Source organism: Mesorhizobium sp. P2_H9 (assembly GCF_056403215.1).
In genome coordinates, this window is the sequence record NZ_JBFUFX010000010.1 from 185,123 (window position 1) to 211,627 (window position 26,505).

Genomic DNA, 26,505 nt, shown 5'->3' on the forward strand with positions numbered 1-26,505 from the left:
CTGCCTGCTTGACGCAAACAGGCTTTTGATGTCGATACGCCGGCAAAGAGGGCCTAGAAACATCATGGTCTCATGAACGCGCTACCCGCAAATCCTCCCGGCGAGAGCCATGCCGCGCTGCTCGGCCAGCTGGGCAACCGTTCGATTGTCTTTGTCGGCCTGATGGGCGCCGGCAAGACGGCGATCGGCCGCAAGGTGGCAGCGATGCTGGCGCTGCCCTTCGTCGACAGCGACCAGGAGATCGAAAGCGTCTCGCGCATGACGGTTCCGGAACTGTTCGAGCGCTATGGCGAAACCGAGTTCCGGGCGCTGGAGCAGCGCGTCATCCTGCGCGTGCTGGAGAATGGGCCGCAAGTGCTGTCGACCGGCGGCGGCGCCTTCATGAATGCACAGACGCGGGAAGCGATCGCCAGCCATGGCGTTTCGGTGTGGCTGAAGGCCGAGATCGAGCTGTTGATGGACCGGGTGTCCAAGAAGCAGAACCGCCCGCTTTTGAAAAGTGCCGATCCCCGCGCGGTGCTCGAGCGGCTGATGGCCGAGCGCTATCCGGTCTATGCCGAGGCGAACGTCACCGTACCGACCCGCGACGACCGCAAGGAGGTGATTGCGGCCGAGGTGGCGGACGCGCTTTGCCGGCATTTCGGCGTTGCCGAGATTGCCGCAACAGGCGAGGTGCGCTCGTGAGCGATGGCGAAACCGTCACCGTCGAGGTCGGGCTTGGCGACCGCGCCTACGACATATTGATCGGTCCCGGCCTGCTGTCGCGCGCTGGCGCCGAGATTGTGCGCCGCCTGCCCGGCACAAGGGCGGCCGTGGTTACCGACGACAATGTCGCTGCCGCGCATCTCGAGACACTGAAGGCCGGCCTCGAAAAAGGCGGCATCCAGCCTGCCGTGATCACGTTGCCGGCGGGTGAGAAGACCAAGAGCTTTGCCCATCTGGAAGAGGTGGTCGACGGTGTGCTCGCCGCACGGCTGGAGCGCGGCGACGTCGTCATCGCGCTCGGCGGCGGCGTTATCGGTGATCTCACCGGCTTTGCCGCCGGCATCGTGCGCCGCGGCATGAATTTCGTGCAGATCCCGACCTCGCTTTTGGCGCAGGTCGATTCCTCGGTCGGCGGCAAGACCGGCATCAACAGCGCGCGCGGCAAGAACCTGGTCGGCGTCTTCCATCAGCCGAAACTGGTGCTGGCCGACACCGAGGTGCTCGATACGCTGCCGATCCGCGAATTTCGCGCCGGCTATGCCGAGTTGGCCAAATACGGTCTCATCGACCGCCCGGATTTTTTCGCCTGGCTGGAACAGAACTGGAAACAGGTGTTTGCAGGCGGTCCGGAGCGGGCTGAAGCGATCGCCGAAGCCTGCCGCGCCAAGGCCGATGTCGTCGCCCGCGACGAGTTCGAGACCGGCGATCGTGCCCTGCTCAATCTCGGCCACACGTTCGGCCATGCGCTGGAAGCCGCCACCCGCTATGACGGCGCCAGGCTCGTGCATGGCGAAGGTGTCGCCATCGGCATGGCGCTGGCGCATCGCTTTTCGTCCAGGCTCAATCTGGCGAGCCCCGACGATGCGGCGCGCGTCGAGGTGCATCTGCGCGCCGTCGGCCTGCCCTGGCGGATGGCCGACATCCCGGGCGAACTGCCCGATGCCGAGGCGCTGCTGGCTTTCATCACCCAGGACAAAAAAGTGTCGCGCGGGGCGCTGACCTTCATCCTGACGCGCGGCGTCGGCCAGGCCTTCATCGCCAAGGATGTGCCGGCGTCGGAAGTACTGTCCTTCCTCAGGGAAAATCATCCGGACAACAGGAAAGCCGGCTGAGATGGACATTGGCTGGATCGTTGTCGCCGTCCTCGCCATCCTCATCCTGTTTTTCATTTCCGTGCGCACGCGCCTGCTTGCCATGTTCGGCTACGAACTCTCGCGCATCGAGCCGCAGCGTTCGACCCAGGACGAATTGCGCGGCGCGGTCGACGATTTCCGCCGCGACGGCCAGATGGTGCGCGAGGACCGCGACCGTGTCGGCGGCCTGTTCGACCTTGACGAGCTCGAAGTCTCAGACATCATGGTCCACCGCACCAATATGCGCTCGGTCAATGCCGACAATGCGCCGGAAGCCGTGGTGCGCGAGATCCTGCAGAGCCCGCACACCCGCATGCCGCTGTGGAAGGGCTCGCTCGACAACATTGTCGGCGTGCTGCACGCCAAGGATCTGCTGCGGGCACTGAACGATGTCGGCAACGACTTTTCCCGGATCGACGTGATGAAGATCGCGTCAAAACCGTGGTTCGTGCCCGACACCACGACGCTGCAGGAACAGCTCAACGCCTTTCTGCGCCGCAAGGCGCATTTTGCCATCGTCGTCGACGAGTATGGCGAGGTCGAAGGACTGGTGACGCTGGAGGACATCATCGAGGAGATCGTCGGCGAGATCGCCGACGAGCACGATGTCGAAATCCAGGGCGTCAAGCAGGAGGCCGACGGCTCCATCGTCGTCGACGGCAATGTGCCGATCCGCGACCTCAACCGGGCGCTCGACTGGAACCTGCCGGACGAGGAAGCCACCACCATTGCCGGCCTCGTCATCCACGAGACGCAGTCGATCCCGGAGGAGAAGCAGGCCTTCACCTTTCACGGCAAGCGCTTCACCGTCATGAAGCGCGACAAGAACCGCATCGCAAGGCTCAGGATCAGGCCAGCCGGCGACGCCTAGGGCGTGTCGATATTCAGGTGAAGCCGGTCTGCAAACGGCTGATACCTGCGCTTCCGGTGCTCACGTACTTGAGTGCGCTCCGCTCCGGTTCTCGGTATCAGCCATCTTCGACTCGGCTTGACCCGAATCTCAACCCCCCGTCCACAGCTGAGCACGTTACCAATCGTTCATTGGAACTTCGCGGCGCCAGGGTGCATTTTGCGCTCGGGTGGCCAGGAGGGAATGATGATCGATCGGAGAACCTTGCTTGTGGCCTCGTTCGCGGCGCTGTTGCCGGCTGGTGGCGCAGCGGCCTGGGATCGGCAAGCGCCATCCCAGACCTTCGACTACGGGCCGGCCAAGCTCGACATCTATGCGCCCGATGGCGCGCGCGGTCTGCCGGTCGTCCTTTTCGTGCATGGCGGCGCTTGGGCGTTTGGCAAACGCAGCCAGGTGGGCGCCAAGCCGGCCTTCCTGCTGGCCAATGGCTTCTGCTTCGTCTCCATCGATTATCGTATGTTGCCCGAGGCCGATGTCGCCACACAGGCCAACGATGTCGAAAAGGCCTATGCCTATGTGCGCGCGAATATCGCCCAACATGGCGGCGACCCCGATCGCATTGTCGGCATGGGCCATTCGGCCGGCTGCCATCTGGTTGCATTGACCGGCATGCGCGGTGGGCTGCCGGGTATTGCTGCCCTGCTTCTCGACGATACCAGAGGCTATGATCTTGCGGCGCTTGCCAAAAACGGCGGCATGGTCCGGGCCTACGCCCGCGCTTTTTCCGATCCCGCGCAGTGGCATGCGCTGTCGCCGGCCAGCTATGTCGACGGCCGCAAGCATCCGCCGACCTTCATAGCCTATTCGCGCGCCTCGGACCGCGGCGAGCTTTCGAAGGCCTTTGCCGAGCGCCTGCGCGCCACCGGCACGAAGGTCACGCTGTTCGATGGCAGTGCCTATACGCATCTGTCGATCAATCGCGATTTCGGCGAGGATGGCGACGCTTTGACCGCCGCTGCGCTGGCGTTCTTGAAATCGACCGTGGGCTGATCCAAGGCTTTCCAACGAGGCACAGGCGTCAGCGGCGCTGGATTAGACCAAAACTGCCGGCGGGATATTGTCGGGCGGGTGCTCGTAGGTGCATTGCTCTCTCTGTTTGTTTTGACGCAATTCCTAGGGAAAACCGCTTCACACTTTTCCTGGAATTGCTCCTAACCGTCAGACGGGAGAGAATTGCATGAATGGCGCCGATGTCCTGTGTGACGTGCTTCTGGCCAATGATGTGACGGTCTGCTTCGCCAATCCCGGCACATCCGAAATGCATTTCGTTGCGGCGCTTGACCGCAAACCCGAGATGCGGTGCGTGCTGGGTCTTTTTGAAGGCGTGGTGACCGGCGCTGCCGATGGCTATGCGCGCATGACCGATCGGCCGGCCGCAACGCTGCTGCATACCGGGCCGGGCTTGGCCAACGGCCTGGCCAACATGCACAATGCCCGGCGAGCGCTCAGCCCGATGATCAACATCGTCGGCGACCATGCCTCCTATCACCTCGTACTCGACGCGCCGCTGACCAGCGATATCGAGAGCCTTGCGGCGCCGATGTCGAACTGGGTCCGCCGCGTCGATGGCCCAGGCGATGTCGCGCCGGCCGCGGAAGCCGCCTTCCGTGCCTCGCTGACGCCGCCTAGCATCGCGACGCTGATCCTGCCGGCGGATGCAGCCTGGGGCGAAGTCGGCGCGGTCTCCGTCGACAAGGTGAAGCTGGCGCCGCCGCCCGCTGTCGACACGGACGCGGTGCGCAAGGTCGCCGCAGCCATCCGCGCCGCACCGGGTCGTGCCGGCATCATCGTTCGTGGGCGGGCGGCGAGAGCCGATGCGCTTGCGATTGCCGGCCAGATCTCGGCAGCCAGGGACGTCCGTCTGTTCAGTGACGTCCTCGTGGCGCGAATGCAACGCGGCCGTGGGCGCGTCGCACCGACTCGCATCCCCTATCCGATCGACGCGGCAACGGCGCTGCTTGGCGACATCGACGTTCTGGTGCTGGTCGGAGGCAGGGAGCCGGTTGCCTTCTTCGCCTATCCGGGAAAACCGGGACGGTTGGTTCGGGAAGGCTGTCAGGTGCTTACGCTGGCCGCCCATGGCGACGATCTGCATGCGGCGCTGGAAGCGTTGCGCGACGAACTGGGCGTAAAGCCGTCGCAGCAAACGGTCCACGCCGCCGCCTTCCCCGACGAGCCAACGCCGCGCGGCAGGCTGACCGACGATGCCATCGGGCTCTCGGTGGCACGAAAGCTGCCGGCCGATGCCATCGTCTGCGACGAGGCGGTCACCTCGGCACGGCGCTTCTTCGCTTTGTCCGCCTTTGCCGCGCCGCACGACTACATGATGGGCACAGGCGGATCGATCGGCGGCGGCATTCCGATGGCAACCGGGGCGGCGATCGCCTGTCCCGACCGCAAGGTGATCAATCTCGAGGCGGATGGCAGCGGCATGTACACGGTGCAGGGGCTGTGGACCCAGGCCCGGGAAAATCTCGACGTGGTGACGATCGTCTTTGCCAACAGGACCTATGCGATCCTGCATGGCGAGATGAAGAATGTCGGGGTCGAGGCGATCGGCGAGAATGCCAGGCGAATGCTGGATCTCGACCAGCCCGCGCTGGACTGGGTTTCGCTGGCGAAAGGTATGGGCGTCGAGGCGGAGCGCGCCGACACATGCGAGCGGTTCGATGCGCTGCTGGACAGCGCCTTGTCGCGGCGCGGGCCGTTCCTCATCGAAGCGGTGATCTGAGGTCGCCGCGAAAGGCGAGGGCTGATTTGACCTACCAGCGGGTCTTTTCGCCCGGTGCCGAAGGTTCGATCGCCAGCGCATGCACGCCGGCCTTCAGTTCGTCGGCAAGCAGTTCGTTGACGGCGCGGTGGCGGTCGATGCGGCTCATACCGGCAAAATTCGGCGAGACGATGCGGACGCGGAAATGTGTCTCGCCAGTGCCGTCATAGGCGCCGTGATGGTCGGAGCCGTGGTGATGATGGCCGGCATGGAGATGGCTTTCATTGACGATCACCAGCCGCTCCGGCGAAAACGCCTTGTTCAGCTTGTCTTCCATCGTTGTCTGTATGGACATCGCCGCTTCTCCTCACCACATCTATGGTCGCCGCCACAAAATTCGCCATTCGCCGGTTTTGTGCCGCGATTCAGCGGTTAGGGCGATCATCGCGAAAATGTCAATTCTTGTTTCGCAGTAGCGAACAGCCCATAAATGGGTGAGATGAAACCGTATCCCAAATATTTCGAGAAGATTCGTGTCCGCCCCGACAAGGATGCGGAACTCAAGTCGCGCTCGCCGATCTGCCAGTGGGATGGCTGCAAGGAGGCTGGCACCCATCGCGCGCCTGTGGGACGAATGAAGGAAGGCGAGTATTTTCAGTTCTGCTTCGATCATGTGCGCGAGTACAATAAGGGCTTCAACTACTTTTCCGGGGTGCCGGACACCGAGATCGCGCGCTTCCAGAAGGAGGCGATGACCGGCCACCGGCCGACCTGGAAGATGGGCGTCAACGGCGCCTCGACGCGTTCGTCGCCTGACATGGCCCAGATGCGTTCAGGCCGCGCCGGCTACTACAACCGCATGCGCGACCCGTTCGACCTGTTCAAGGGGCCGAAAGATCCGCGCGAGGCGCGCGCGCGCAAAGCCAAGCCGCTTGAGGCCAAGGCGCTGGAAACGCTTGGCCTTGATACAAAGGCGACTGGCACTGAGATCAAGGCGCGCTATAAGGAACTGGTGAAGCTCCACCATCCGGATGCGAATGGTGGCGATAGAGGTTCGGAAGACCGGTTCCGCGATGTGCTGCAGGCCTATCGCGTGCTCAAGCAGGCAGGTTTGTGCTGAGCGACCTTACGGTTCGTGTCGTTTTCCAACTTTCATAAGGTTGGAAAAGGCTCTAAGACCGCCCCCGAACAAAATAGATTGCCGGCGAAATCAGGCTTTTCGCCCGTGGAGACGTTGATAGAGATGAACAAGGTCGATCGCGACATCGCCAACCTGCCCGACACGACGGTGTCGGTGAAGGAGAAATTCGGCTTCGAATCCAAGATGGTGGTGCCGGCCTATTCGGTGACATCAGAGCATGTGCCCGACATCGATCCGGACTATCTGTTCGACAAGAACACGACGATGGCGATCCTGGCCGGCTTTGCCTACAACCGCCGCGTCATGGTGTCGGGCTATCACGGCACCGGCAAGTCGACCCATATCGAACAGGTCGCCGCCCGCCTCAACTGGCCCTGCGTGCGCGTCAACCTCGACAGCCATGTCAGCCGTATCGACCTCGTCGGCAAGGACGCTATCGTCGTCAAGGACGGCTTGCAGATCACCGAATTCCGCGACGGCATCCTGCCCTGGGCCTACCAGCACAATGTCGCGCTGTGCTTCGACGAGTATGATGCCGGCCGTCCGGACGTGATGTTCGTCATCCAGCGCGTGCTGGAATCTTCGGGCCGGCTGACGCTGCTCGACCAGAGCCGGGTCATCCGGCCGCACCCGGCGTTCCGCCTGTTTTCGACCGCCAACACGGTCGGGTTGGGCGACACCACCGGCCTCTATCACGGCACCCAGCAGATCAATCAGGCGCAGATGGACCGCTGGTCGATCGTCACCACGCTGAACTACCTGCCGCATGACAATGAGGTCGCCATCGTGCTGGCCAAGGCCAAGCACTATCGCGACGTCAAGGGCAAGGACATCGTCAACAAGATGGTGCGCGTCGCCGATATGACGCGCTCGGCCTTCATCAATGGCGATCTGTCGACCGTGATGAGCCCGCGTACCGTCATCACCTGGGCCGAGAATGCCGAGATTTTCGGCAATATCGGCATGGCGTTCCGGCTGACCTTCCTCAACAAATGCGACGAGCTGGAGCGCTCGGTGGTGGCCGAGTTCTACCAGCGCGCTTTTGGCGAGGATCTGCCTGAATCCGCTGCCAATGTGGTGCTGGGCTAAGCAGAGTCTCGATGGCGGGTCCGGGCGACAACACGCGCAACAAGTCGAAGACGGGGTCTGAAGCCGACAGCTTCAAGCGCGCCGTCACCGTCTGCATGCGCGCCATCGCCGGCGACAAAGAACTTGAGGTCGGCTTTGCCAAGGACCGGCCGGCGCTGGCCGGCAATCGCGCCCGGCTGCCCGAATTGCCCAAGAAAGCCTCGAAGGCCGACATTGCGATTACCCGCGGCCTCGGCGATTCCATGGCGCTGAAGCGCGCTTGCCACGACACCCGCATCCACAACAAGCTGGCGCCGGAAGGCAAGGCCGCCCGCGCCATCTACGATGCGGTCGAGCAGGCTCGTGTCGAGGCGATCGGTAGCCGCGCCATGCAAGGCGTCGCCGACAATATCGGCTCGATGCTTGAGGACAAATACGCCAGGGCCAACCTCATCGACGTCAAGGACAAGGCCGACGCCCCGATCGAGGAAGCGCTGGCCCTGATGGTGCGCGAAAAGCTGACCGGCCGCGCCGTGCCGAAGAGCGGCGAGCGGCTGGTCGATCTCTGGCGTCCTTGGGTCGAGGAAAAGGCCAGCGCCGATCTCGACGGGCTCTCGGCCAAGCTCGACGACCAGCAGGCCTTCGCCCGCGTCGTGCGCGACATGCTGGCCTCCATGGAAATGGCCGAGGAACTCGGCGACGACCAGGAGACCGAAGACTCCGAAGACAATGACGACAACCAGCCGCAAGGCGAGGAGCAGAGCGAGGAGGGGGGGGAAGACGATTCCGGCTCCGAGCAGTCGCAGTCCGACGATACCGAGGCGTCCGCCGACGATGAGCAGTCGGCCGAGACCGAGGCGTCCGACGCCACCGCGGACGATTTGTCCGACGATGACGACGCCGATGCCGAGACCCCCGGCGAGGCGCGCCGCAACGACAATCCCTTCACCAATCTGCCGAAAGAGATCGACTACAAGGTTTTTACAAACGCCTTCGACGAGACGGTTGGTGCGGAGGAACTGTGCGAAGAGGAAGAGCTGGACCGGCTGCGCGCCTTCCTCGACAAGCAGCTTGCCAATCTGTCCGGCGTCGTCGGCCGGCTGGCCAACCGGCTGCAGCGCCGGCTGATGGCGCAGCAGAACCGCTCCTGGGACTTTGACCTCGAAGAAGGCTATCTCGATCCGGCGCGGCTGGTGCGCATCGTCATTGATCCGATGCAGCCGCTGTCGTTCAAGCAGGAACGCGACACAAAATTCCGCGACACGGTGGTGACGCTGGTACTTGACAATTCAGGTTCGATGCGTGGCCGGCCGATCACGGTCGCCGCCACCTGCGCCGACATCCTGGCGCGCACGCTTGAGCGTTGCGGCGTCTCGGTCGAAATCCTCGGCTTCACCACCCGTGCCTGGAAGGGCGGGCAGGCGCGCGAGAAATGGCTGAAGGACGGCAAGCCGCCGAACCCCGGCCGGCTCAACGACCTGCGCCACATCATCTACAAATCCGCCGATCATCCGTGGCGCCGCGCACGGCGCAATCTCGGGCTGATGATGCGCGAGGGCCTGCTCAAGGAAAACATCGACGGCGAGGCGCTCTTATGGGCGCACAACCGGCTGATCGCCCGGCCGGAGCAGCGCAAGATTCTGATGATGATCTCGGACGGCGCGCCGGTCGACGATTCGACGCTGTCGGTCAATCCGGGCAATTATCTCGAGCGGCATCTGCGCGCCGTCATCGAGTTGATCGAGACGCGCTCGCCGGTCGAACTGCTCGCCATCGGCATCGGCCATGACGTCACCCGCTACTATCGCCGCGCCGTCACCATCGTCGACGCCGAGGAACTGGCCGGCGCCATGACCGAGCAATTGGCCTCGCTGTTTGGCGAGGAAAGCGCGCGCGACACGCGGCGCGGCGGCCTGCGGCGCGCCGGATGATCTTTTCGCGCGGCGGCTTTCGGCAAGTGTTTTTCGCCGCCACTGCCTTGTTCGGCATGGCTCTGTCACCGACCATCGCCGCCGGCCCGACATCGGTCGAGCCGATCGAGATTTCGGCGCGGCCGATCAGCGAATTCCAGATCGGCCACGCCGAGAAACAGTTCGGACCGCTCGAATTCGTCGGCGGGCTGGAAATGACCTCGCCATCGCGCGATTTCGGCGCGCTGTCAGCCTTCCGCTTCCTCAAACCGGGCAGCGACTTCGTCGGTGTCGCCGATACCGGTTTCTGGTTCTTCGGCACCGTGGCTCACGATGCCGACAAGCGCCCCTCGGGCATCCAGAATTTCAAGATGCAGCAGATGGTCGATGCATCAGGCCGGCCGATCGACAGGAAATGGGAGGTCGACGCCGAAGGCCTCGCGGTCAAGGACGGCATCGCGACCGTCGGTTTCGAGCGCAATCAGCGCATCGCCCAGTTCAGAATAGACCCTGACAATATGAAGGCGCCGTTCAAGCAGCTGGATTTCCTGGTTCCGGCCCGGGAGATCCGGCAGAACCGCGGCTTCGAGACGGTCACCCACGCCAATCCTTATGGCCAGCATGAGGGGGGACTGGTGGTGGTGTCGGAAAAGAGCCTGGACAAGGCCGGCAACATCTTTGCGGCAATCATCGAAGGGCCGCACAAGGGCGTCTTCACCGTCAAGCGCAATGGCGAGTTCGACATCACCGACGGCGCCTTCCTGCCGGATGGCGATCTTTTGCTGCTGGAGCGCAGTTTTTCGATGGCGAGAGGCGTCAAGATGCGGCTGCGCCGCATCTATGGCGAAAGCGTCGAGAAAGGCGCCGTCGCCGACGGCCCCGTGCTGATGGAAGCCGACATGGGCTACCAGATCGACAATATGGAAGGGCTCGACGTCTGGACCCGTGACGACGGCGCGCTGATGGTGTCGCTGGTCTCCGACGACAATCATTCGATCCTGCAGCGCAACCTCTATCTGGAATTTATTCTCCACCAGGATTGAGCGGCGCTCCAAGTGCGCACCTGAAGTTGAGGTTTTCAACGGCGGGTTCGATTTGGTCGGGCGCCTTCCCCGATTTTCGCTCGCCAGAATACTTTAGTCTGGACTTGACAATTGGTGCGCCTCGCTCAATACTCAAGTCCATGCTTAACCATTCCCAGATCGACAGCATCTTGCGGGCCCTTGTCGAGCCCACGCGCCGCCAGATCCTGGAAAGGCTGAGCCGCGGACCGGCGACAGTCAGCCAGCTGGCGGAGCCGTTCGGCATGACGTTTGCTGCCGTGCTGCAGCATCTGCAGGCGCTGGAAGCCTGCGGGCTGATCCGCAGTGAAAAGATCGGGCGGGTGCGCACCTGCCGGATCGAACCGGGCGGACTCGCTCCGCTCGCCGACTGGATCGCGCAACGCCGCATACCGGCGGAACGCCACCTCGATCGTCTTGGCCAGATCCTGGCCGAGACGGACCCCAAATACCAATCCCCCAAGAAAAATCAGGACAAGGACCAAGAGACATGAACCAGATTGCATCAGTGAAAGACGAGCACTCCGTCATCCACTCCACCTTCACCATCGAGCGGACCTATCCGCAATCGCCAAACCAAGTCTTCTTTGCCTTCGCCGACAAGGCGACGGTGCGGCGCTGGCGGGTGGATGGCGATGGCTTTGCGATCGCCGAATTCAGCTTCGACTTCCGTGTCGGTGGCGGCGAGGTGTCGCGCTTCAGTTACCAGGGCGGCCCGGAGGTCCGGCTCGACGCGCAATTTCAGGACATCGTTGCCGACCGGCGCATCGTGTTTTCGTACCGCATGGCGATCGGGCAGCAGCCGCTGTCGGCGTCGCTGACCACCATTGAGCTGACGCCCTCAGGCGATGGCACCCGCCTGACCTATACCGAACAAGGTGTCTTCTTTGACGGCGTCGACTCGGCGCAAGGACGCGAAGAGGGCACACGCGGATTGCTGGAGGCTCTCGCGGCGGAGCTGCAGAAAGCGAAGTAGATTTCCTTGGTCATCGCTCGCGCCTGACCAACCTCGGAACTGTTGGCCATCCGGCACGAGCGGTGCAGGGTGGCTATCGCACTGTCCCAGCCGTTGCGATCCAGATGACATGGCGCGCGCCACGCTTGCCGTTGGCCCGCACCTTGACCTCTTCGACCGCAAAGTCCGCCTGCTTCAGCCGTCGCGTGAAGCCGCTGTCCGGCCCTTGCGACCAGACTGCCAGCACGCCTTGCGGTTTGAGCGCGGCGCGTGCGGCGCTCAGACCGGCCACGCCGTAGAGAGCATCGTTGGCCTTGAAAACAATGCCCTCCGGGCCATTGTCGACATCAAGCAGGATGGCGTCATAGGTCAACGCCTTCGAGCGGATGATTTGTCCGACATCGGTCTCGCGGATGCTGACGCGGGGGTCGTCGAGGCAGCCGGCAAAGACCTCGGCCATCGGACCGCGCGCCCAGGCGACGACCGCTGGTACCAGTTCCGCAACAACGATGCTGGCATCGTCGCCAAGCGCGGCGAGGGCGGCACGTAGCGTAAAGCCCATGCCGAGGCCACCGATCAGGATTTTTGGTTGTCTGCGGCCGGCAATCCTGTCGCAGGACAGTTTTGCCAGTGCTTCCTCGGAGCCGCTCAGGCGGCTGTTCATCAGCTCGTTGATGCCAAGCATGATCGAGAATTCGTTGCCGCGCCGCTTCAGGCGCAGTTCCTGGCTGCCATCCGGGGTTTTCGCGCTATCGAGCTGGACCCAGGGGATCACGGGCGGTTTCTTTGTGTGGCCATGATCTTTTCCGAAAACCGGAAACCACTTTTCGGGATCATGGCCTAGACCGCGACCGCCGGCTGGCTCCAGCGGGCGGCGAGCAGCCGGTAGGGGATCAGCGCCACCACGGCGATGATCAGCTTCACCGAGAGGTCGCCGAGCGCCCAGGATACCCATCGCATGGTCTCTACCGGCAGCACGCCCATCAGCGGCGCCGTCTCCAGCGCAAAACTGTCGTTCGGCCCGGCGAAGGCGAAGGCCGCGGAAAAGGCGATGGTGAAGAACACGACGGTGTCGAACACCGAACCGACCAGCGTGCCGACGATCGGCGCGCGCCACCAGCTCTGCCGGCGCAGCCGGTTGAACACTGTGACGTCGAGCAATTGCGCGGTCAGGAACGCTGCACCGGACGCCGCCGCGATGCGCACCAGCCGGTCGGCTGCGGTCTCGAACTCGATCAGGCCGTGGCGAAACAGGAAGGGCGGGACGAGGATCGAGCAGACCACCGCGGTCATGAAGCCGACAAAGACGATCCGGCGAGCCACGGCGGGGCCATAGCGGCGGTTGGCAAGGTCGGTGACCAGGAAGGAGAAGGGATAGGTGAACGCACCCCAGGTGAGCAGGTCGGCCAGCGACAGGCCGCCGATCTGACCCTGCATGGGGAACTGCACAAGGATGTTCGACGCCACGACGACAAGCGCCATGGCGGCCACGAAGGGCAGATATCGCGAGAAGAAGTTCATTTTTTTATCCTGGGTAATGGAACCAGCGAAGCGCATCCGAACTCCGGACTGCGCTCCTTGGAAGGCGGTTGTCCCCCGCCTGAAAGATATTAAGCGGCGGGCTGCTCGGCCAGCTTCTTGGCGATCTGCTTCTTCAGCAGGCGGGCGCGCTGCGACAGCTCCTTGGCGTCTGCCTTGACCAGGAACGCGTCGAGGCCGCCGCGATGCTCGACCGAACGCAGAGCGTTGGCGGAAATGCGCAGGCGCACATTCTGGTTCAACGTCTCCGAGATCAGCGTCACATTGACGAGATTCGGCAGGAAGCGACGCTTAGTCTTGTTGTTGGCGTGGCTCACATTGTTGCCGGACATGACTGCCTTGGCAGTGAGTTCGCAGGTGCGGGACATGGTTCTAACCTTCAGTTCTCGGTCTGGCCAAACCTTTGTACCCGCGCCGGGTGGCGCGCGGTTTCGGTCAGGCGGCCTTTTGGAAAAGTTGGCGTTCCATAGTTGCATTTCGCCCATGCGTCAAGCTCCGGCTTGCCGGCGAGGCGATGGCTTAGTCCATATAAAGGCCGAAATTCAGCCTATAAGCGGTCGCACAGGGACATGCCAGGCCTGAGCTGCCCATCTCCGGCCGAAAAATCGAGGATCGATCCCCGCCATGCTTCGTTCGTCACGTGCTCTTGTTGCCTTGCTTGCCGTTGCCTTGCCGACAGCAACGTCCGCCGCCACGGCCAATTCCGCCGCCTCGCCGCAGTCCTTCAAGGGTGAATACACCGTATCGTTCCTTGGCCTTTCGATCGCCAGGTCGACATTTTCCAGCCGCTATCAGGACGGCACCTATGCGATCGACGGCACCGTTTCCGCCGCAGGCCTCGCCAAGCTGTTCGACGATACGCGCGGCACGATCTCGTCCAAAGGCACGATTTCGGGCAAGAAGATGGTGCCGCAGGTGTTTCGCGCCGACTATACGTCCGGCAAGAAAGCATCGGTGGTCGATATCCGCTTTGCCAACGGCAGCGTCACCTCGACGCAAGTCGTCCCGGCTCCCGGCAAGCGCGACCCCAAGAGCTGGGTGCCGCTTGGTGCCAGCGATCTGGCGTCGGTGCTCGATCCGATGGCTGCCACCGTCATTCACGCCGACAGCCTCGATCAGGTCTGCGGGCGCACGGTGAAGTTCTACGATGGCGAAATGCGCGCCAACCTGACGCTGACCTATGATTCGAAGGGGTCGATCTCGGTGCCCGGCTACAAGGGCGATACGGTCACCTGCAGAATGGGTTTTGAGCCGGTGGCCGGCTACCGCAAGGGCCGCAAGGCGCTGAACTATCTTAAGAACCGCAGCCGCATGATGGTGACGTTTGCACCGCTTGGCCAAACCGGCGTATATGCGCCGATCCACGCCACGGTCGGCACGCAGATCGGCACCCTGACCGTCAGCGCTGGGCGTTTCGAAGCAATCAACTAGGCGCCTTAGCGCGCCGCCGGAGACGGGCATGGGGCGCGCAACACTGATCGGCTTCTCGGCGGTCGCCATGTGGGCGCTGCTGGCCCTGCTGACGGACGCGTCCGGCGCGGTGCCGCCGTTCCTGCTGTCGGCGATCACCTTCACCATCGGCACCGCGGTCGGGCTGGTCGCCCGGCTGTTCATGCCAGCGGCCGACAAAGGCCAGAAGATCCCTCGTCAGGTCTGGCTTGCTTTCGACGCGCGCTACACCTTCGGCTATGCGATGGCCGGCGTTTGCGCGGTGCTGTGGTCGTCCTATTCGCTTTTGTCGTGGCGATTCCCCTCGGTGCCGACCAGCATCGTTACCTGGTTCTGCGCGGCGACGGCGGCACTTTCGTTCGTCTGCCACCTGTTGCTGGAAAAGACGGTGCTGCCTGACGGCGCGGGCCAGTGGCTGACCGTGCTTGGCCTCGGGCTGCTGCCGGTGGGCGCGGCCTTCTACGCCTGGGATATCGGCGTCAAACGCGGCAACATCCAGGTTCTGGGGGCGGCGAGCTATGCGGCGCCGCTTTTGTCGACACTGGTGCTGATCGCCGCCGGCGTCGCCGAGCCGTCCTTGCGTATCCTTGCTGCCTGCGTGCTCATCACCGGCGGCGCGGCGCTGGCGGCGAAATCGCTGTTCCTGCGCAAGCCGGCAACGATCGGGGCACAGGCATGATGCCGTTTCCCGGCGGCATCGACGCCAACGCCAATGCGACGCTGGTGTTTTCGCTGGTGGCGGCGGTGATCTACGCCTTCACGCTGGGCATGCAGCCAACGCTTGCCCGCTCCGCGGTCAAGACACTGGCCGTGGCGATGCTTGCCGTGCTGGCGCTGCTGCAGGGCGGCCCGTGGCTGCTGGTTGCAGCACTGGCGCTCAGCGCCATCGGTGACGCCTTCCTGTCGCGTGACGGCGAAAAGGCGTTTCTCGGCGGGTTGGCGAGTTTTCTCGCCGCCCATGCCGCCTATGTCGCGCTGTTCCTGCGCTCTGGCGGTGGGCCTGGATTGCTTGGCGAACCGTGGCGGGGAGCGATTGCGCTGGCGATGGCGGTGTTCGCGCTTGCCATGCTGGCCGCACTTTGGCGTCGTGTCGGCCCCGGCCTGCGCCTTCCGGTCAGCGTCTATGTCGTCGCCATCCTTGCCATGGGCATGTCGGCACTGACCACGAGCAGTTTCTGGGTCATCGCCGGCGCCGTGCTGTTCATGGTGTCCGACGGGCTGCTCGCGGCGGAAAAGTTCCTCGTATCCGCCATCTCGCCGCAGCGCCTCTGGATGCGCTATGCGGTCTGGGCGCTGTATTACGCCGCCCAATTGGGGATCACCCTGGGTTTCCTGTTGGGCTAGGATCCTTTTGGCTGCCAGCCAGGCTCAGCCATCTCAAATGCGGCGAAGTCAAAGCCAGGCGCCACGGTGCAGCCGACCAGCGTCCATTCGCCCAGGCTGCGCGCCGATTGCCACCAGCCGGCCGGCACGACGATCTGCGGCCGTTCGCCCGCGGCAAGTGCCGGGCCTAGCACCTGTTCAATGACCTGCTCGACGACGGCGCCGTCGTCCTGATGCATCGACAGCGCCAATGGCGCGCCGGCATAGAAATGCCAGACCTCGGCCGCGTCCTTGACCCGGTGCCAGGCCGAAATCTGGTCCTGTTCCAGGAGAAAATAAATCGCCGTCGAATGGCCGCGCGCGCCGCCGGCGCCGTCGCGAAAGGTCTCGGCATACCAGCCGCCTTCCGGATGCGGTTTCAGGCCGAGCATGGCGATGATTTCGGCGGAACTGGTCATGGTTTGGAGACTAGCACCGGGTTCAGAAATTGTCCTTGCGCTTGCGGATCTCGGCGAAGACGTCGGCGTCGGAGGCGGTCTCCATGCCGAGGTGCTTGCGGATTGCCGGATCGTGCCAGCGCAGGAATGGATTGGTCGACAGCTCCTCACCGATCGTGGTCGGCAGCGTCGGCTTGTTGTCGGCGCGCAAGGTTCCGATTTTCGCAGCGCGTTCCTTCAGCGCCGAATTGGTCGGGTCGACGGTCAGCGCGAAGCGGGCATTGGCGAGCGTGTATTCATGGCCGCAATAGATGACCGTCTCGGCCGGAAGGGCGGCGAGCTTTTGCAACGAATCATACATCACCGGCGGCTTGCACTCGAACAGCCGGCCGCAGCCGAGCGCAAACAGCGTGTCGGCGGTGAAGGCGACTTTCGACGCCGGCAGATGGTAGGAGACATGGCCTGCCGTGTGGCCGGGCGTGGCAATGACGTCGATCCTTTCTTCGCCGAGGTAGACGACCGAGCCTTGCTCGACGGTCTCGTCGATGCCGGGGATCTTTGCCTGTTCCGCCTCCGGTCCGACGATGCGCAGCTTGAAGCGCTCTTTCAGCGCCAGATTGGCCTCGACATGGTCGATATGGTGGTGGGTGGTCAGGATCATCGTCGGCGCCCAGCCGGTGCGCTTGATCGCAGCCAGGATCGGCGCCTCCTCGGGCGCGTCGATGATCGCGGTCTGACCGCTTTTGGGGTCATGCACCAGCACGCCGAAATTGTCGCTGCGGCACATGAACTGTTCGATTTCGACCGGCATCGTCTCTCTCCATTGTCGCCGCAGACATAGGGCGCTTGCCCGCCGATGTCATCCGGCTTTGTCGAACTTGGCGCCTTTGTTGAACTTCGGCGGCATCGAAGCTACCGTCCCGCGCATGCATTCCGATATTGTCGATCTCCGCTCCTTCTACTCCACCACGCTCGGCCGCCTGGCCGAACGCTCGATCGCCATGGCGCTGTCCTCTATTTGGGCTGCCGTGCCCAACGAGCGGCTGGTCGGCCTCGGCTACACCTTGCCGTGGCTGGAGCGCTTCGGCACCGACGCCGAGCGGGTCTTTGCCTTCATGCCGGCGACGCAAGGCGCGGTGGTCTGGCCGGCGACGGGGCCGACCGCCACCGCCCTGGTTTTCGACGAGGAACTGCCGCTGGTCGATTCCTGCATCGACCGCATGCTGCTCGTCCATTCGCTCGAGCACGTCGAGAACCCGCGCGAGACGCTGAACGAGATCTGGCGGGTGCTGTCGCCCGCGGGGCGCGTCGTGATCGTCGTGCCCAACCGGCGCGGCGTCTGGGCCCGTTTCGAGCATACGCCGTTCGGCAATGGCCGGCCGTTCTCGCGCGGCCAGCTCACCGAGTTGCTGCGCGAAGCGAATTTCACGCCGGCAGCCTGGTCCGAAGCCCTGTTGTTCCCGCCATCGCGGCGGCGCTTCATGATGCGCTTCCACAATGTGCTGGAACGCGTCGGCCGGCGCTTCTGGCCGATCTTTTCCGGCGTCATCGTGGTCGAGGCGCAGAAGCGGCTCTATCAGGGCGTGCCGGTGGCCCAGCGCGCCTCCCGCCGCGTCTTCGTGCCGGTTCTGTCGCCGCAAGGCGCCACCAGGCTCGGCCGGCTGTCGCAAGCCGGAGATGGACCGTCTTTGGCTGGGCGAGTGACGCGTTCGTGATCGGCGTTGCGCTGTCTCGCACCCTATCTGTCGGGGGCGAATTCGCCGCTCGATCGAAGGGCATATGTCGGCAGCGCCGAGACCGGTTTCAGCACCGCCTTTGAACGCAAGGACTTCACCCATGGCTGATCACCCGGACGACAAGGCCAGCGCCGTGCCTGTTGCCGCGCCGGTCGAGACCAGCCTTGGCGAGCAGATTGCGACAGTCAGGCTGGCGCTGACGGCCTCACCGGTGCGCAAACAACTGCTCTGGGCCTGCCTCGGCATCGTTGCCGTCATTGTCGCCACCTCGGTCGGGCAAGTTCTGCTCAACCGCTGGAACCAGCCCTTCTACGACGCGCTGGCGCGGCGCGACATGCAGGACTTCCTGCATCAGCTCACGGTGTTTGCGGCAATAGCCGGCGGGCTTTTGGTGCTCAATGTCGGCCAGACTTGGCTCAACCAGATGATCCGGCTGAAACTGCGCGAGGCGCTGACGCTCGACCTGATCGATGAATGGCTGCGGCCGGCGCGTGCCTTCCGGCTGGCGCATGCCGGCGCCATCGGCGTCAATCCCGACCAGCGCATGCAGCAGGACGCCGGTCACCTTGCCGACCTTTCGACCGATCTCGGCGTCGGCCTGCTGCAGTCGTTCATCCTGCTTGCCTCCTTCATCGGCGTGCTGTGGTCGCTGTCTTCGGGCTTCGTCTTCCACTTCGGCGCTCATGCGGTGGCGATACCCGGCTACATGGTGTGGGCTGCGATCCTTTATGCCGGCATCGCCTCGTGGCTGAGCTGGCTGGTCGGCCGGCCGCTCATCCGCCGGAACAGCGATCGCTACACGCGTGAGGCGGAGCTGCGTTCGTCGATGGTCCGCGTCAACGAGAACGTCGACGCCATTGCGCTTGCCCATGGCGAAACCGATGCCAAACGCCAGCTTCAACTCGACCTTGGAACGGTGCTGGGCGCCATGCGGCGCATCTACGGCGCCCAGATCAATCTTGCCTGGGTGACCGACACCTATGGCTGGATCACTGTCGTGGCGCCGATCCTCGTCGCTTCGCCGGTCTATTTCGCTGGCGATATCAGCTTCGGCGGGCTGATGATGGCGGTCGGCGCCTTCAACCAGGTGCATTCGTCGTTGCGCTGGTTCGTCAACAATATCGGCGGCATCGCCGACTGGCGCGCGACGCTGATGCGCGTTGCCGACTTCCGCATCGCCCTGGCTGAAACGGATGTGCTGCACGACACGGAAAAGCGGATCGCCTTCGGCGAAAACCCGGACGGCACTTTGACATTCGAGGCGCTGCAGGTGTCGTCACCCGAGGGATGCTCGAAACTCGCTGAGCCGCATGTCGAAATCCGCGTCGGCGAGCGCGTCATGATCACCGGAGAACAGGGCGCCGGCAAGACGCTGTTCTTTCGCGCCATTGCCGGTCTGTGGCCCTGGGGAAGCGGGCGCATCGGCATGCCGGCTGCAGAAGTGCCGGCGTTCGTTCCGCGCACGCCCTATTTCCCGCTTGGCACGCTGCGCGAAGTGCTCAACCATGCCGGTGGCGTCATCACGGCGGATGCCGACATCTCAGCGGTGCTGGCCGAGGTCGGTCTTGCGCGGCTGTCGTCCTCGCTCGACCGCTCGGCGCGTTGGGAACATGAGCTCAGCGATGACGAGCAGCGCCTGCTGGCCTTTGCCAGGCTCGCGCTGCTGCGGCCGAAATGGGTGATCATCGACGAAGCGCTGGACACGTTTGACGGGGCGACGCTGCGGCAGGTGCTGGCGATGCTGGAGAAGCGTCTCACTGGTGCTGCGATCCTCAACATCGGCCGTGGCCAGCACAACAGCCAGTTTTTCCCGCGTTCGCTGATGATCGTGAAGGATACCGCCGGATCGGCTCTCAAACCTGCGCGTGTCCGGGCCGGCGCGATCGAGCCACCACCGCAGACCGCTGCACGCGGCAAGAGGAAATAGGTTCGCGACGGAAGAGGCTGGGCAAGCTTTATTTCGCCGTGATCGCAGGAAAAACTGCCGGCATCGTTCGGAAAGCCTGTGGCCATGCTTGACGCACTCAGCCTGCTTGCTTGCCTTGCCTGCGCTCCTGCCTCAGCGCAGGCCGCGCCTACCAGTGCCGTGGATGTCGAGCTGGTGCTGGCGGTCGACATCTCGCAGTCGATGGACGAAAGGGAGTTCGCCCTGCAGCGCGCCGGCTATGTCGAGGCGCTGCGCCACCCCGATTTCATCAAGGCTGTGCGTTCGGGCAGCACGGGCCGTGTCGCGCTGGCCTATTTCGAATGGGCAAGCGTCGTCCGCGACGATGGTGTCATCGCCTGGCAGGTCATCGACAGCGCCGAGAGCGCCAACGCTTTCGCCGACAAGATCGCAGCCCGTCCCTTCCGAAGCTTTCGCGGCACCTCGATTTCCGGCGCGCTGGCCTTCGGCGCCGGGCTGTTCGAGGGAACCGCATTCGACGCGACGCGCAGCGTTATCGACATCTCCGGCGATGGCCCCAACAATACCGGGGTGCCCGTAACGTCGACACGCGACGCGGCGGTGGCAAAGGGCATTGTCATCAACGGCCTGCCGATCCTGATCAGCCCGTCGCCGACCTTCAGCCATCTCGACCAGTATTATGCCGAGTGCGTCACCGGCGGCCCCGGCTCCTTCGTGCTGCCGATCTACGCGGCGTCCAAGTTCGCGACCGCCATACGCCGCAAGCTGATTCTCGAGGTGAGCGGCGTTTCCGATCCCAAGACGATCCGGATCGACGCGGCAGCTCCGATCGATTGTCTGCAGGGCGAGCGCGACCGGCGGTTCTATTCCGACCCGTTTTTTCCGGAACTTGATCGCTGAAGCTGCAATGCTATTCGGGTGACAATTCAGGCCGGCCGCGCGCCATACTTGTCGCGGAATTCATCGTAGACATCGCGGCGCCAGCGCCGGCCGCCGACGTAGCCGCGCACCAGCTGCGGTAGCGAATAACCAAGCGTTTTGGCCGACCGGTTGGCCAGATAACCGGCAAATGCCTGCGAAACCCTGCCCTTTATGGCGTCGGCGATGATCTGCCGCGCGATCATGTAGGGGGGAATGTCGGGATAGCGGTCGACGATATAAGGGTGCTTGCCCATCAGGTTTGCGTAGGCTTCGACATAGCCGTCACGCCGGCCGGAAATCGAATTCTCCGAATTGTACTTTTTCCAGTCGATATCCTCGGACAGCAGCGCCCCGCCGCGCCGGGCAAAGCGCAGCAGCAATTCGCGATCCTGCATGCGCACAATGTCGCTGTCGTAGCCGCCGATCGCCAGCAGCGATTCGCGCGTGGCCGATATTGCGGTGCCGGCGATGAATATGGTCTGCGCGACCAACGCTCTTTCGAACGCGTTTCGGGCCAGGAAGGCTTCGCGGTTGACGCATCTGGTGCTGCGGCCACCCTTCACCGACACGAAGGAACTGATCAGCACTTCGAGCGATGGGTTTTCCTCGAAACGCTCCAGCGTTCGCTGCAGCCGGTCCGGCAAGTAGACATCATCGGAATCGAGGAAGGTGACGATGGGCGCTTGCGCGCGCTCGATGCCGGCATTTCGGGCGGCATTGGCGCCCCGCCATTTGGCGCCGATATAGATCAGGCGCGGATCGTGAATCCGGGCCAGTGCCGCTCCCGTTCCATCGGTCGAGCCGTCGTCGACGACGATGTGCTCGAACCGGGTCTCGTTCTGCGCCAGCACGCTTTCCACGGCGCGTACAACCTGATCGCGCCGATTGTGGGTCGGCGTGATCACCGTGATGAGAGGCGCTCGATCGGTCTTTCTGGGCATGTCGCTTCCGCTATGCCCCGGGTCCTGCGAGGATCGAATTGCTCGGATGGTCGCCTTCTAATGCCCGCCCCGGAATCGCATTCGATACGGACGCTACAAAGAAGAAGCAATGGTGTCATCACAAAGTGTTGATGCGGGGCCTGTCCGAGAGGGCGAATTCCACGAGCCAGCGCCTCAATTGCAACACCGCCGGCCGGCTGGGAGATCCCGAAACACGTGGTGCGCGGATGGTACCATTCGCCCGCCTATCAGCAGATCCTGGCGCTGCGCACCGGCAATTCGGAGTCCGCCCGTGGTTTTTGTCGACGACGTCGACCACAAAGCTACGGATTGTCTGGGATAGGCGAAGACTACCGCTTCAGCAGGAACACCGCTTGCTGGCCGAAGAAATTCCAGAACCACCATGGCATCGACAGGCCGATCTTCTGGCCGTTGGCATCGAGCGCGGTTGCCTTTTCGACCGTCGCGCCGAGTTCGTCGCACAGATTGACGAAGTCGCGGATGGTGCAGAAATGGATGTTGGGCGTGTCGTACCAGGAATAGGGCAGGTCCTTGGTCACCGGCATGCGGCCATTGAGGAACAGCGACAGCCGCACCCGCCAATGGCCGAAATTGGGGAAGGAGACGATGGCGCGGTTGCCGATCCTCAGCAGCTCGTCGAGAACCAGCTTCGGGTTGCGGGTCGCCTGCAAGGTCTGCGACAGGACGACGAAATCAAAGCCCTTGTCGGGATAGAATTCGAGGTCCTTATCGGCGTCGCCCTGGATGACCGAGAGGCCGCGCGCCACGCATTCGTTGACGCCACGCTGCGACAGCTCCAGCCCGCGACCGTCGACCTGCTTGCTGTCCTGCAGCAATTCCAGCAGCAGCCCGTCGCCGGAGCCGACATCGAGCACCCGCGAGAGCGGCGGGATGAGATCGGCGACGACTTCGAGGTCGACGCGCTGGGCGCGGTTGACGCTCATGGCTTCGCCTTTTGCCTGGCGCATGATCCTAATCCGGAAAGTCTGCAACTTTCCGGGGTCATGCGCTGAGCCCCCTTGCGCGGGCGGCAGAACCGATGAAGCCGTTGATGGCAGCGAACAGTTCCGGTTCGTCGAGCAGGAAAGCGTCGTGGCCGCGGTCGGTGTCGATCTCGACGAAGGATACGGACGCGCCGGCGGCGTTCAGGGCGTGCACGATCGATCGGCTCTCCTCGGTCGGGAACAGCCAGTCGCTGGTGAAGGACACCAGGCAGAAGCGGGTTTTGGTGCCGGCAAAGGCGTCGGCCAGCCGTCCGCCATGGTCGGCGGCGAGATCGAAATAGTCCATCGAACGGGTCATGTAGAGATAGGAATTGGCGTCGAAGCGGTCGACGAAGGTCATGCCCTGATGGCGCAGATAGCTCTCGATCTGGAAGTCGGCATCGAAACCGAAGGTCAGTGCTTCACGGTCCTGCAGATTGCGGCCGAACTTCCGGTGTAGCGCGGCTTCCGACAGATAGGTGATGTGGGCGGCCATGCGCGCCACCGCCAGCCCCTTTTCCGGGCGCGCGCTAAAGTCGAAATATTTGCCGCCATGCCAGTCCGGATCGGCCATCACCGCTTGCCGGCCAACCTCATGGAAGGCGATGTTCTGCGAGGAATGGCGGGCGCCGGTGGCGATCGGAAGCGCCGAGAAAACGCGCTCTGGATAGCTCGATGCCCACTCCAGCACCTGCATGCCGCCCATCGAGCCGCCGAGCACCGAAAACAGCTTTTCGATGCCGAAATGGTCGACCAGCATCAATTGCGCGCGCACCATGTCGCGAATGGTAATGATCGGCAGGTCGAGCCCGTAGGGCTTGCCGGTGGCGGGATTGGTCGAGGCGGGGCCGGTGGAACCGAGGCAGCCGCCGATGACGTTCGAGCAGATGACGAAGAAGCGGTTGGTGTCGATGATCTTGCCCGGGCCGATCAGCACTTCCCACCAGCCGGGCTTGCCGGTCACCGGATTGGTGTTGGCGACATGCTGGTCTCCGGTCAGTGCGTGGCAGACGAGGATGGCGTTGGAGCGGGCATCGTTCAGCGTGCCGTAGGTCTGGTAGGCGATCTGGAACGGCGACAACAGCGTGCCGGCGTCAAGCTTAAGCGGCTTGTCGGCGCCGAAACGCAACACCGGGCTCGACGGTGCGTCGGCCTCGTTGTTGGTTTTTGCAGCGCGCAGAGCGGCCATCACGTCTCTCTTACATCGGTCGTCCGGCCGGTCGCGGACAACAAAAAACCGGCATTGCCGTCGCAAAGCCGGTTACAGGATGCAAACGGCCCTTTAGCAAGTTGTTTAACGTGGCTGCAAGCCGACCGGCCAAATCACCACGGAACTGTTGCGTCCTTCTAGAACTCGCGCGGCCCGACGTCAACGGCCAGCCGTCCGCACCACTGCCACCTCTCGACATTCCGGGCCACGGCTTGTATTTCCGCTGCGGCTTGCCGGCGGAAGTGTTCTCGCCAGCCGAAATACTCTCGACGGATATTGCGAAGATGAACCAGAGACCGGATCAGGCACGTCCAACCCCGCGCGCGGGCATCATGGACATCGAAGCCTATGTGCCGGGCAAAAGCACGGCGCCCGCCGGTGTCGCCAAGGTCCACAAGCTGTCGTCGAATGAGAACCCGCTCGGGCCATCGCCGAAGGCGATCGAGGCGGCGCGCGAGATTGCCGGAAAGCTCGACATCTATCCCGACGGCACCGCCAGGCGGCTGCGCGAGGCGATCGCCGAGGTGCATGGTCTCAACGCGCAGAACATCATCTGCTCCAACGGTTCCGACGAGATTCTCGGCCTGCTGGCGCAGACTTATCTGGCGCCCGGCGATGAAGCTGTCATCACCGAACACGCCTTCATGGTCTACAAGATCTACATCCAGTCGGCCGGCGCCGTCCCGGTTGTGGTCAAGGAAACCGACGACCGCGCCGACATCGATGCAATCCTCGCGGCCGTCACGCCGCGCACGAAAATCGTGTTCCTTGCCAATCCCAACAACCCGACCGGCACCTATGTGCCGTTCCAGGAGGTGCGCCGGCTGCATGCCGGCTTGCCGAAAAACGTGCTTCTGGTGCTGGACGCGGCCTACGCCGAGTATGTCCGCCGCAACGACTACGAAGCCGGCATCGAGCTGGTCGGCAGCACCGAGAACGTTGTGATGACCCGCACCTTCTCCAAGATCGGCCTTGGCGGTGCCCGGATCGGCTGGATGTACGCGCCGATGCACATCGTCGATGCAATCAACCGCATACGCGGCCCCTTCAACGTCAACGCCACGGCGATCGAGGCCGGCGTTGCCGCGATCCGCGACCGCGACCACGTCCAGCGCAGCGTGGCGCATAACGAGACATGGCTGGCCTGGCTGAGCGAGGAATTGACCAGGCTTGGGCTGCGGGTGACGCCGAGCGTCGGCAATTTCGTCCTCATCCACTTTCCCGAGGACAAGGCGCATTCGGCCGCAGCGGCGGACGACTATCTGACCGCACGCGGCTATATTCTGCGGCGTGTTTCCGGCTACGGCTTTCCCAACGCGCTGCGCATGTCCATCGGCACCGAAGAGGCCAATCGCGGCGTCATTGCCGCTCTTTCGACGTTTCTGAAAAGTTAGAAAAAATGACAGCACCGATGTTCGAAAAGATCGCGCTGGTCGGCATCGGCCTGATCGGCTCGTCGCTGGCCCGTGTCATCCGCCGCGAAGGCCTTGCCCGCCACGTTTCTATCTCGACCCGCAGCGCCGCGACGCTGGCGCGGGCGCAAGAGCTTGGCCTCGGCGACTCCTACAGCACGGATGCGAAGGAAGCGGTCCGCGATGCCGATCTGGTCATCGTCTCGGTGCCGGTCGGCTCATCCGGCGCGGTGGCGGAAGAAATCGCGCCGGCGCTGAAGCCGGGCTCCATCCTCACCGATGTCGGCTCGACCAAGGCTTCGGTGATCGCGCAGATGCAGCCGCATGTGCCTGCCGGCGTGCATTTCATTCCCGGCCATCCGCTGGCTGGTACCGAAAAGTCGGGACCGGATGCCGGTTTTGCCGACCTGTTCGAGAACCGCTGGTGCATTTTCACGCCGCTGCCCGACACCGATCCGGCAGTGTTGGAAAAGCTCTCGGAATTCTGGCGGCGCTGCGGCTCCAACATCGACACGATGGACCCGCAGCATCACGACATGACGCTGGCCATCGTCTCGCATCTGCCGCACATCATCGCCTACAACATCGTCGGCACCGCGGACGATTTGCAGTCGGTGACCAAATCCGAAGTCATCAAATATTCGGCCTCGGGCTTTCGCGATTTCACCCGTCTCGCCGCTTCCGACCCGACCATGTGGCGCGACGTCTGCCTGCACAACAAGGATGCCATCCTTGAAATGCTGGCGCGGTTCTCGGAGGACCTCGCTTCGCTGCAGCGGGCGATCCGCTGGGGCGACGGCGAAAAGCTGTTCGACCTGTTCACCCGCACCCGCGCCGTCCGCCGCTCGATCATCGAGGCCGGCCAGGACATCGATGTGCCGGACTTTGGTCGCCAGGCGGTCGAGCACCCCAAAGGGAACTGATATTCAGGTGAGGCCGGCCTGCAAATGGCTGATACCTGCGCTTCCGGTGCTCACGTACCCAAAAGTACGCTCCGCTCCGGTTCTCGGCATCAACCATTTTCGACTCGGCCT

28 protein-coding genes and 1 riboswitch are annotated in these 26,505 nt (G+C 63.6%); of the genes, 19 read left to right on the top strand and 9 right to left on the bottom strand.

Features of this window, described 5'->3' with window-relative positions:
- The first annotated feature begins 72 nt into the window (after positions 1-72).
- The 5 genes from AC1DXN_RS20525 (at position 73) to AC1DXN_RS20545 (ending at position 5,479) form a co-directional block, all read left to right on the top strand.
- A complete protein-coding gene (locus tag AC1DXN_RS20525; protein ID WP_477270927.1) occupies positions 73-684 on the top strand; it encodes a shikimate kinase in 612 nt (203 codons plus the stop codon).
- Positions 681-1,817 (top strand): 3-dehydroquinate synthase, encoded by a 1,137-nt coding sequence (aroB, locus tag AC1DXN_RS20530; protein ID WP_477270929.1) that lies wholly within the window; start codon positions 681-683, stop codon positions 1,815-1,817. Before AC1DXN_RS20525 ends, aroB begins: the two co-directional genes overlap by 4 nt.
- 1 nt (position 1,818) lies before the next feature.
- Entirely contained in the window at positions 1,819-2,709 is an 891-nt protein-coding gene (locus AC1DXN_RS20535; RefSeq protein ID WP_477270930.1) for an HlyC/CorC family transporter, read from the top strand.
- Between the two features lie 225 nt (positions 2,710-2,934).
- Complete coding sequence (locus tag AC1DXN_RS20540; protein ID WP_477270932.1) at positions 2,935-3,738, top strand: alpha/beta hydrolase; 804 nt, start codon at positions 2,935-2,937, stop codon at positions 3,736-3,738.
- Between the two features lie 187 nt (positions 3,739-3,925).
- Positions 3,926-5,479: an acetolactate synthase large subunit gene (locus AC1DXN_RS20545; RefSeq protein ID WP_477270934.1), complete on the top strand. Its 1,554-nt coding sequence runs from the start codon at positions 3,926-3,928 to the stop codon at positions 5,477-5,479.
- A 31-nt stretch (positions 5,480-5,510) separates the two neighbouring features.
- Here the strand turns inward: AC1DXN_RS20545 and AC1DXN_RS20550 are convergent, their stop codons facing one another.
- Positions 5,511-5,813, bottom strand: coding sequence for a BolA family protein (locus AC1DXN_RS20550; protein ID WP_477270936.1), 303 nt, complete (start codon positions 5,811-5,813; stop codon positions 5,511-5,513).
- A gap of 135 nt (positions 5,814-5,948) precedes the next feature.
- Here AC1DXN_RS20550 and AC1DXN_RS20555 point away from each other — a divergent pair, with 135 nt between their 5' ends.
- The 6 genes from AC1DXN_RS20555 to AC1DXN_RS20580 all read left to right on the top strand — a co-directional run bounded on the left by AC1DXN_RS20555 (position 5,949) and on the right by AC1DXN_RS20580 (position 11,614).
- Complete coding sequence (locus AC1DXN_RS20555; protein WP_477270937.1) at positions 5,949-6,578, top strand: J domain-containing protein; 630 nt, start codon at positions 5,949-5,951, stop codon at positions 6,576-6,578.
- 123 nt (positions 6,579-6,701) lie between these two features.
- The gene (gene cobS, locus AC1DXN_RS20560) at positions 6,702-7,688 is read left to right on the top strand and encodes a cobaltochelatase subunit CobS (protein WP_027038092.1); all 987 of its coding nucleotides are present in this window, start codon (positions 6,702-6,704) and stop codon (positions 7,686-7,688) included.
- An 11-nt stretch (positions 7,689-7,699) separates the two neighbouring features.
- Positions 7,700-9,598, top strand: a complete 1,899-nt coding sequence (gene cobT, locus AC1DXN_RS20565; RefSeq protein ID WP_477270940.1) for a cobaltochelatase subunit CobT — start codon at positions 7,700-7,702, stop codon at positions 9,596-9,598.
- Complete coding sequence (locus AC1DXN_RS20570; protein WP_477270942.1) at positions 9,595-10,620, top strand: esterase-like activity of phytase family protein; 1,026 nt, start codon at positions 9,595-9,597, stop codon at positions 10,618-10,620. The genes cobT and AC1DXN_RS20570 overlap by 4 nt, the downstream gene beginning before the upstream one ends.
- A gap of 140 nt (positions 10,621-10,760) precedes the next feature.
- On the top strand, positions 10,761-11,132 hold the full coding sequence (locus AC1DXN_RS20575; protein ID WP_477271491.1) for an ArsR/SmtB family transcription factor: 372 nt from the start codon (positions 10,761-10,763) through the stop codon (positions 11,130-11,132).
- Complete coding sequence (locus tag AC1DXN_RS20580; protein ID WP_477270944.1) at positions 11,129-11,614, top strand: SRPBCC family protein; 486 nt, start codon at positions 11,129-11,131, stop codon at positions 11,612-11,614. The genes AC1DXN_RS20575 and AC1DXN_RS20580 overlap by 4 nt, the downstream gene beginning before the upstream one ends.
- A gap of 73 nt (positions 11,615-11,687) precedes the next feature.
- On the opposite strand, the gene AC1DXN_RS20585 is transcribed toward AC1DXN_RS20580, so the two are convergent.
- The 3 genes from AC1DXN_RS20585 to rpmB all read right to left on the bottom strand — a co-directional run bounded on the left by AC1DXN_RS20585 (position 11,688) and on the right by rpmB (position 13,500).
- The gene (locus AC1DXN_RS20585; RefSeq protein WP_477270946.1) at positions 11,688-12,368 is read right to left on the bottom strand and encodes a spermidine synthase; all 681 of its coding nucleotides are present in this window, start codon (positions 12,366-12,368) and stop codon (positions 11,688-11,690) included.
- 65 nt (positions 12,369-12,433) lie between these two features.
- Positions 12,434-13,114 (bottom strand): queuosine precursor transporter, encoded by a 681-nt coding sequence (locus AC1DXN_RS20590; RefSeq protein WP_477246493.1) that lies wholly within the window; start codon positions 13,112-13,114, stop codon positions 12,434-12,436.
- An 89-nt stretch (positions 13,115-13,203) separates the two neighbouring features.
- The gene (rpmB, locus tag AC1DXN_RS20595; RefSeq protein WP_477246495.1) at positions 13,204-13,500 is read right to left on the bottom strand and encodes a 50S ribosomal protein L28; all 297 of its coding nucleotides are present in this window, start codon (positions 13,498-13,500) and stop codon (positions 13,204-13,206) included.
- A gap of 256 nt (positions 13,501-13,756) precedes the next feature.
- Here rpmB and AC1DXN_RS20600 point away from each other — a divergent pair, with 256 nt between their 5' ends.
- Genes AC1DXN_RS20600 through AC1DXN_RS20610 form a run of 3 tightly spaced genes read left to right on the top strand, consistent with a single transcriptional unit; the run spans position 13,757 to position 15,925 of the window.
- Entirely contained in the window at positions 13,757-14,563 is an 807-nt protein-coding gene (locus AC1DXN_RS20600) for a DUF3108 domain-containing protein (RefSeq protein WP_477270948.1), read from the top strand.
- Between the two features lie 28 nt (positions 14,564-14,591).
- Positions 14,592-15,260, top strand: a complete 669-nt coding sequence (locus AC1DXN_RS20605) for an EamA family transporter (protein WP_477270950.1) — start codon at positions 14,592-14,594, stop codon at positions 15,258-15,260.
- The gene (locus tag AC1DXN_RS20610) at positions 15,257-15,925 is read left to right on the top strand and encodes a lysoplasmalogenase family protein (RefSeq protein ID WP_477270952.1); all 669 of its coding nucleotides are present in this window, start codon (positions 15,257-15,259) and stop codon (positions 15,923-15,925) included. The genes AC1DXN_RS20605 and AC1DXN_RS20610 overlap by 4 nt, the downstream gene beginning before the upstream one ends.
- Here the strand turns inward: AC1DXN_RS20610 and AC1DXN_RS20615 are convergent.
- On the bottom strand, positions 15,922-16,362 hold the full coding sequence (locus tag AC1DXN_RS20615) for a cupin domain-containing protein (RefSeq protein WP_477270954.1): 441 nt from the start codon (positions 16,360-16,362) through the stop codon (positions 15,922-15,924). The two genes, AC1DXN_RS20610 and AC1DXN_RS20615, sit on opposite strands and share 4 nt — an antisense overlap.
- A gap of 22 nt (positions 16,363-16,384) precedes the next feature.
- Positions 16,385-17,152, bottom strand: coding sequence for a hydroxyacylglutathione hydrolase (gene gloB / locus AC1DXN_RS20620; RefSeq protein ID WP_477270956.1), 768 nt, complete (start codon positions 17,150-17,152; stop codon positions 16,385-16,387).
- Positions 17,153-17,267: 115 nt separating this feature from the next.
- On the opposite strand from gloB, the gene AC1DXN_RS20625 reads away from it, so the two are divergent.
- From AC1DXN_RS20625 to AC1DXN_RS20635, 3 genes are all read left to right on the top strand, one after another.
- Positions 17,268-18,056 carry a class I SAM-dependent methyltransferase gene (locus AC1DXN_RS20625; protein WP_477246631.1) on the top strand — a complete coding sequence of 263 codons (789 nt, stop codon included), beginning with the start codon at positions 17,268-17,270 and terminating at the stop codon, positions 18,054-18,056.
- Positions 18,057-18,177: 121 nt separating this feature from the next.
- Positions 18,178-20,004 (top strand): ABC transporter ATP-binding protein/permease, encoded by a 1,827-nt coding sequence (locus AC1DXN_RS20630; RefSeq protein ID WP_477270958.1) that lies wholly within the window; start codon positions 18,178-18,180, stop codon positions 20,002-20,004.
- Between the two features lie 84 nt (positions 20,005-20,088).
- On the top strand, positions 20,089-20,883 hold the full coding sequence (locus AC1DXN_RS20635) for a DUF1194 domain-containing protein (RefSeq protein WP_477270960.1): 795 nt from the start codon (positions 20,089-20,091) through the stop codon (positions 20,881-20,883).
- Between the two features lie 26 nt (positions 20,884-20,909).
- Here the strand turns inward: AC1DXN_RS20635 and AC1DXN_RS20640 are convergent, their stop codons facing one another.
- The 3 genes from AC1DXN_RS20640 to metX form a co-directional block, all read right to left on the bottom strand.
- The gene (locus tag AC1DXN_RS20640) at positions 20,910-21,845 is read right to left on the bottom strand and encodes a glycosyltransferase family 2 protein (RefSeq protein WP_477270962.1); all 936 of its coding nucleotides are present in this window, start codon (positions 21,843-21,845) and stop codon (positions 20,910-20,912) included.
- A 350-nt stretch (positions 21,846-22,195) separates the two neighbouring features.
- A complete protein-coding gene (metW, locus tag AC1DXN_RS20645) occupies positions 22,196-22,810 on the bottom strand; it encodes a methionine biosynthesis protein MetW (RefSeq protein ID WP_477246513.1) in 615 nt (204 codons plus the stop codon).
- Positions 22,811-22,868: 58 nt separating this feature from the next.
- Positions 22,869-24,038, bottom strand: a complete 1,170-nt coding sequence (metX, locus tag AC1DXN_RS20650; protein ID WP_477270964.1) for a homoserine O-acetyltransferase MetX — start codon at positions 24,036-24,038, stop codon at positions 22,869-22,871.
- A 73-nt stretch (positions 24,039-24,111) separates the two neighbouring features.
- Positions 24,112-24,189, bottom strand: a riboswitch (SAM riboswitch).
- 154 nt (positions 24,190-24,343) lie between these two features.
- Here metX and hisC point away from each other — a divergent pair.
- Positions 24,344-25,453 carry a histidinol-phosphate transaminase gene (hisC, locus tag AC1DXN_RS20655; protein WP_477270966.1) on the top strand — a complete coding sequence of 370 codons (1,110 nt, stop codon included), beginning with the start codon at positions 24,344-24,346 and terminating at the stop codon, positions 25,451-25,453.
- A gap of 5 nt (positions 25,454-25,458) precedes the next feature.
- The gene (locus AC1DXN_RS20660; RefSeq protein ID WP_477270968.1) at positions 25,459-26,394 is read left to right on the top strand and encodes a prephenate/arogenate dehydrogenase family protein; all 936 of its coding nucleotides are present in this window, start codon (positions 25,459-25,461) and stop codon (positions 26,392-26,394) included.
- Positions 26,395-26,505 lie beyond the last annotated feature (111 nt).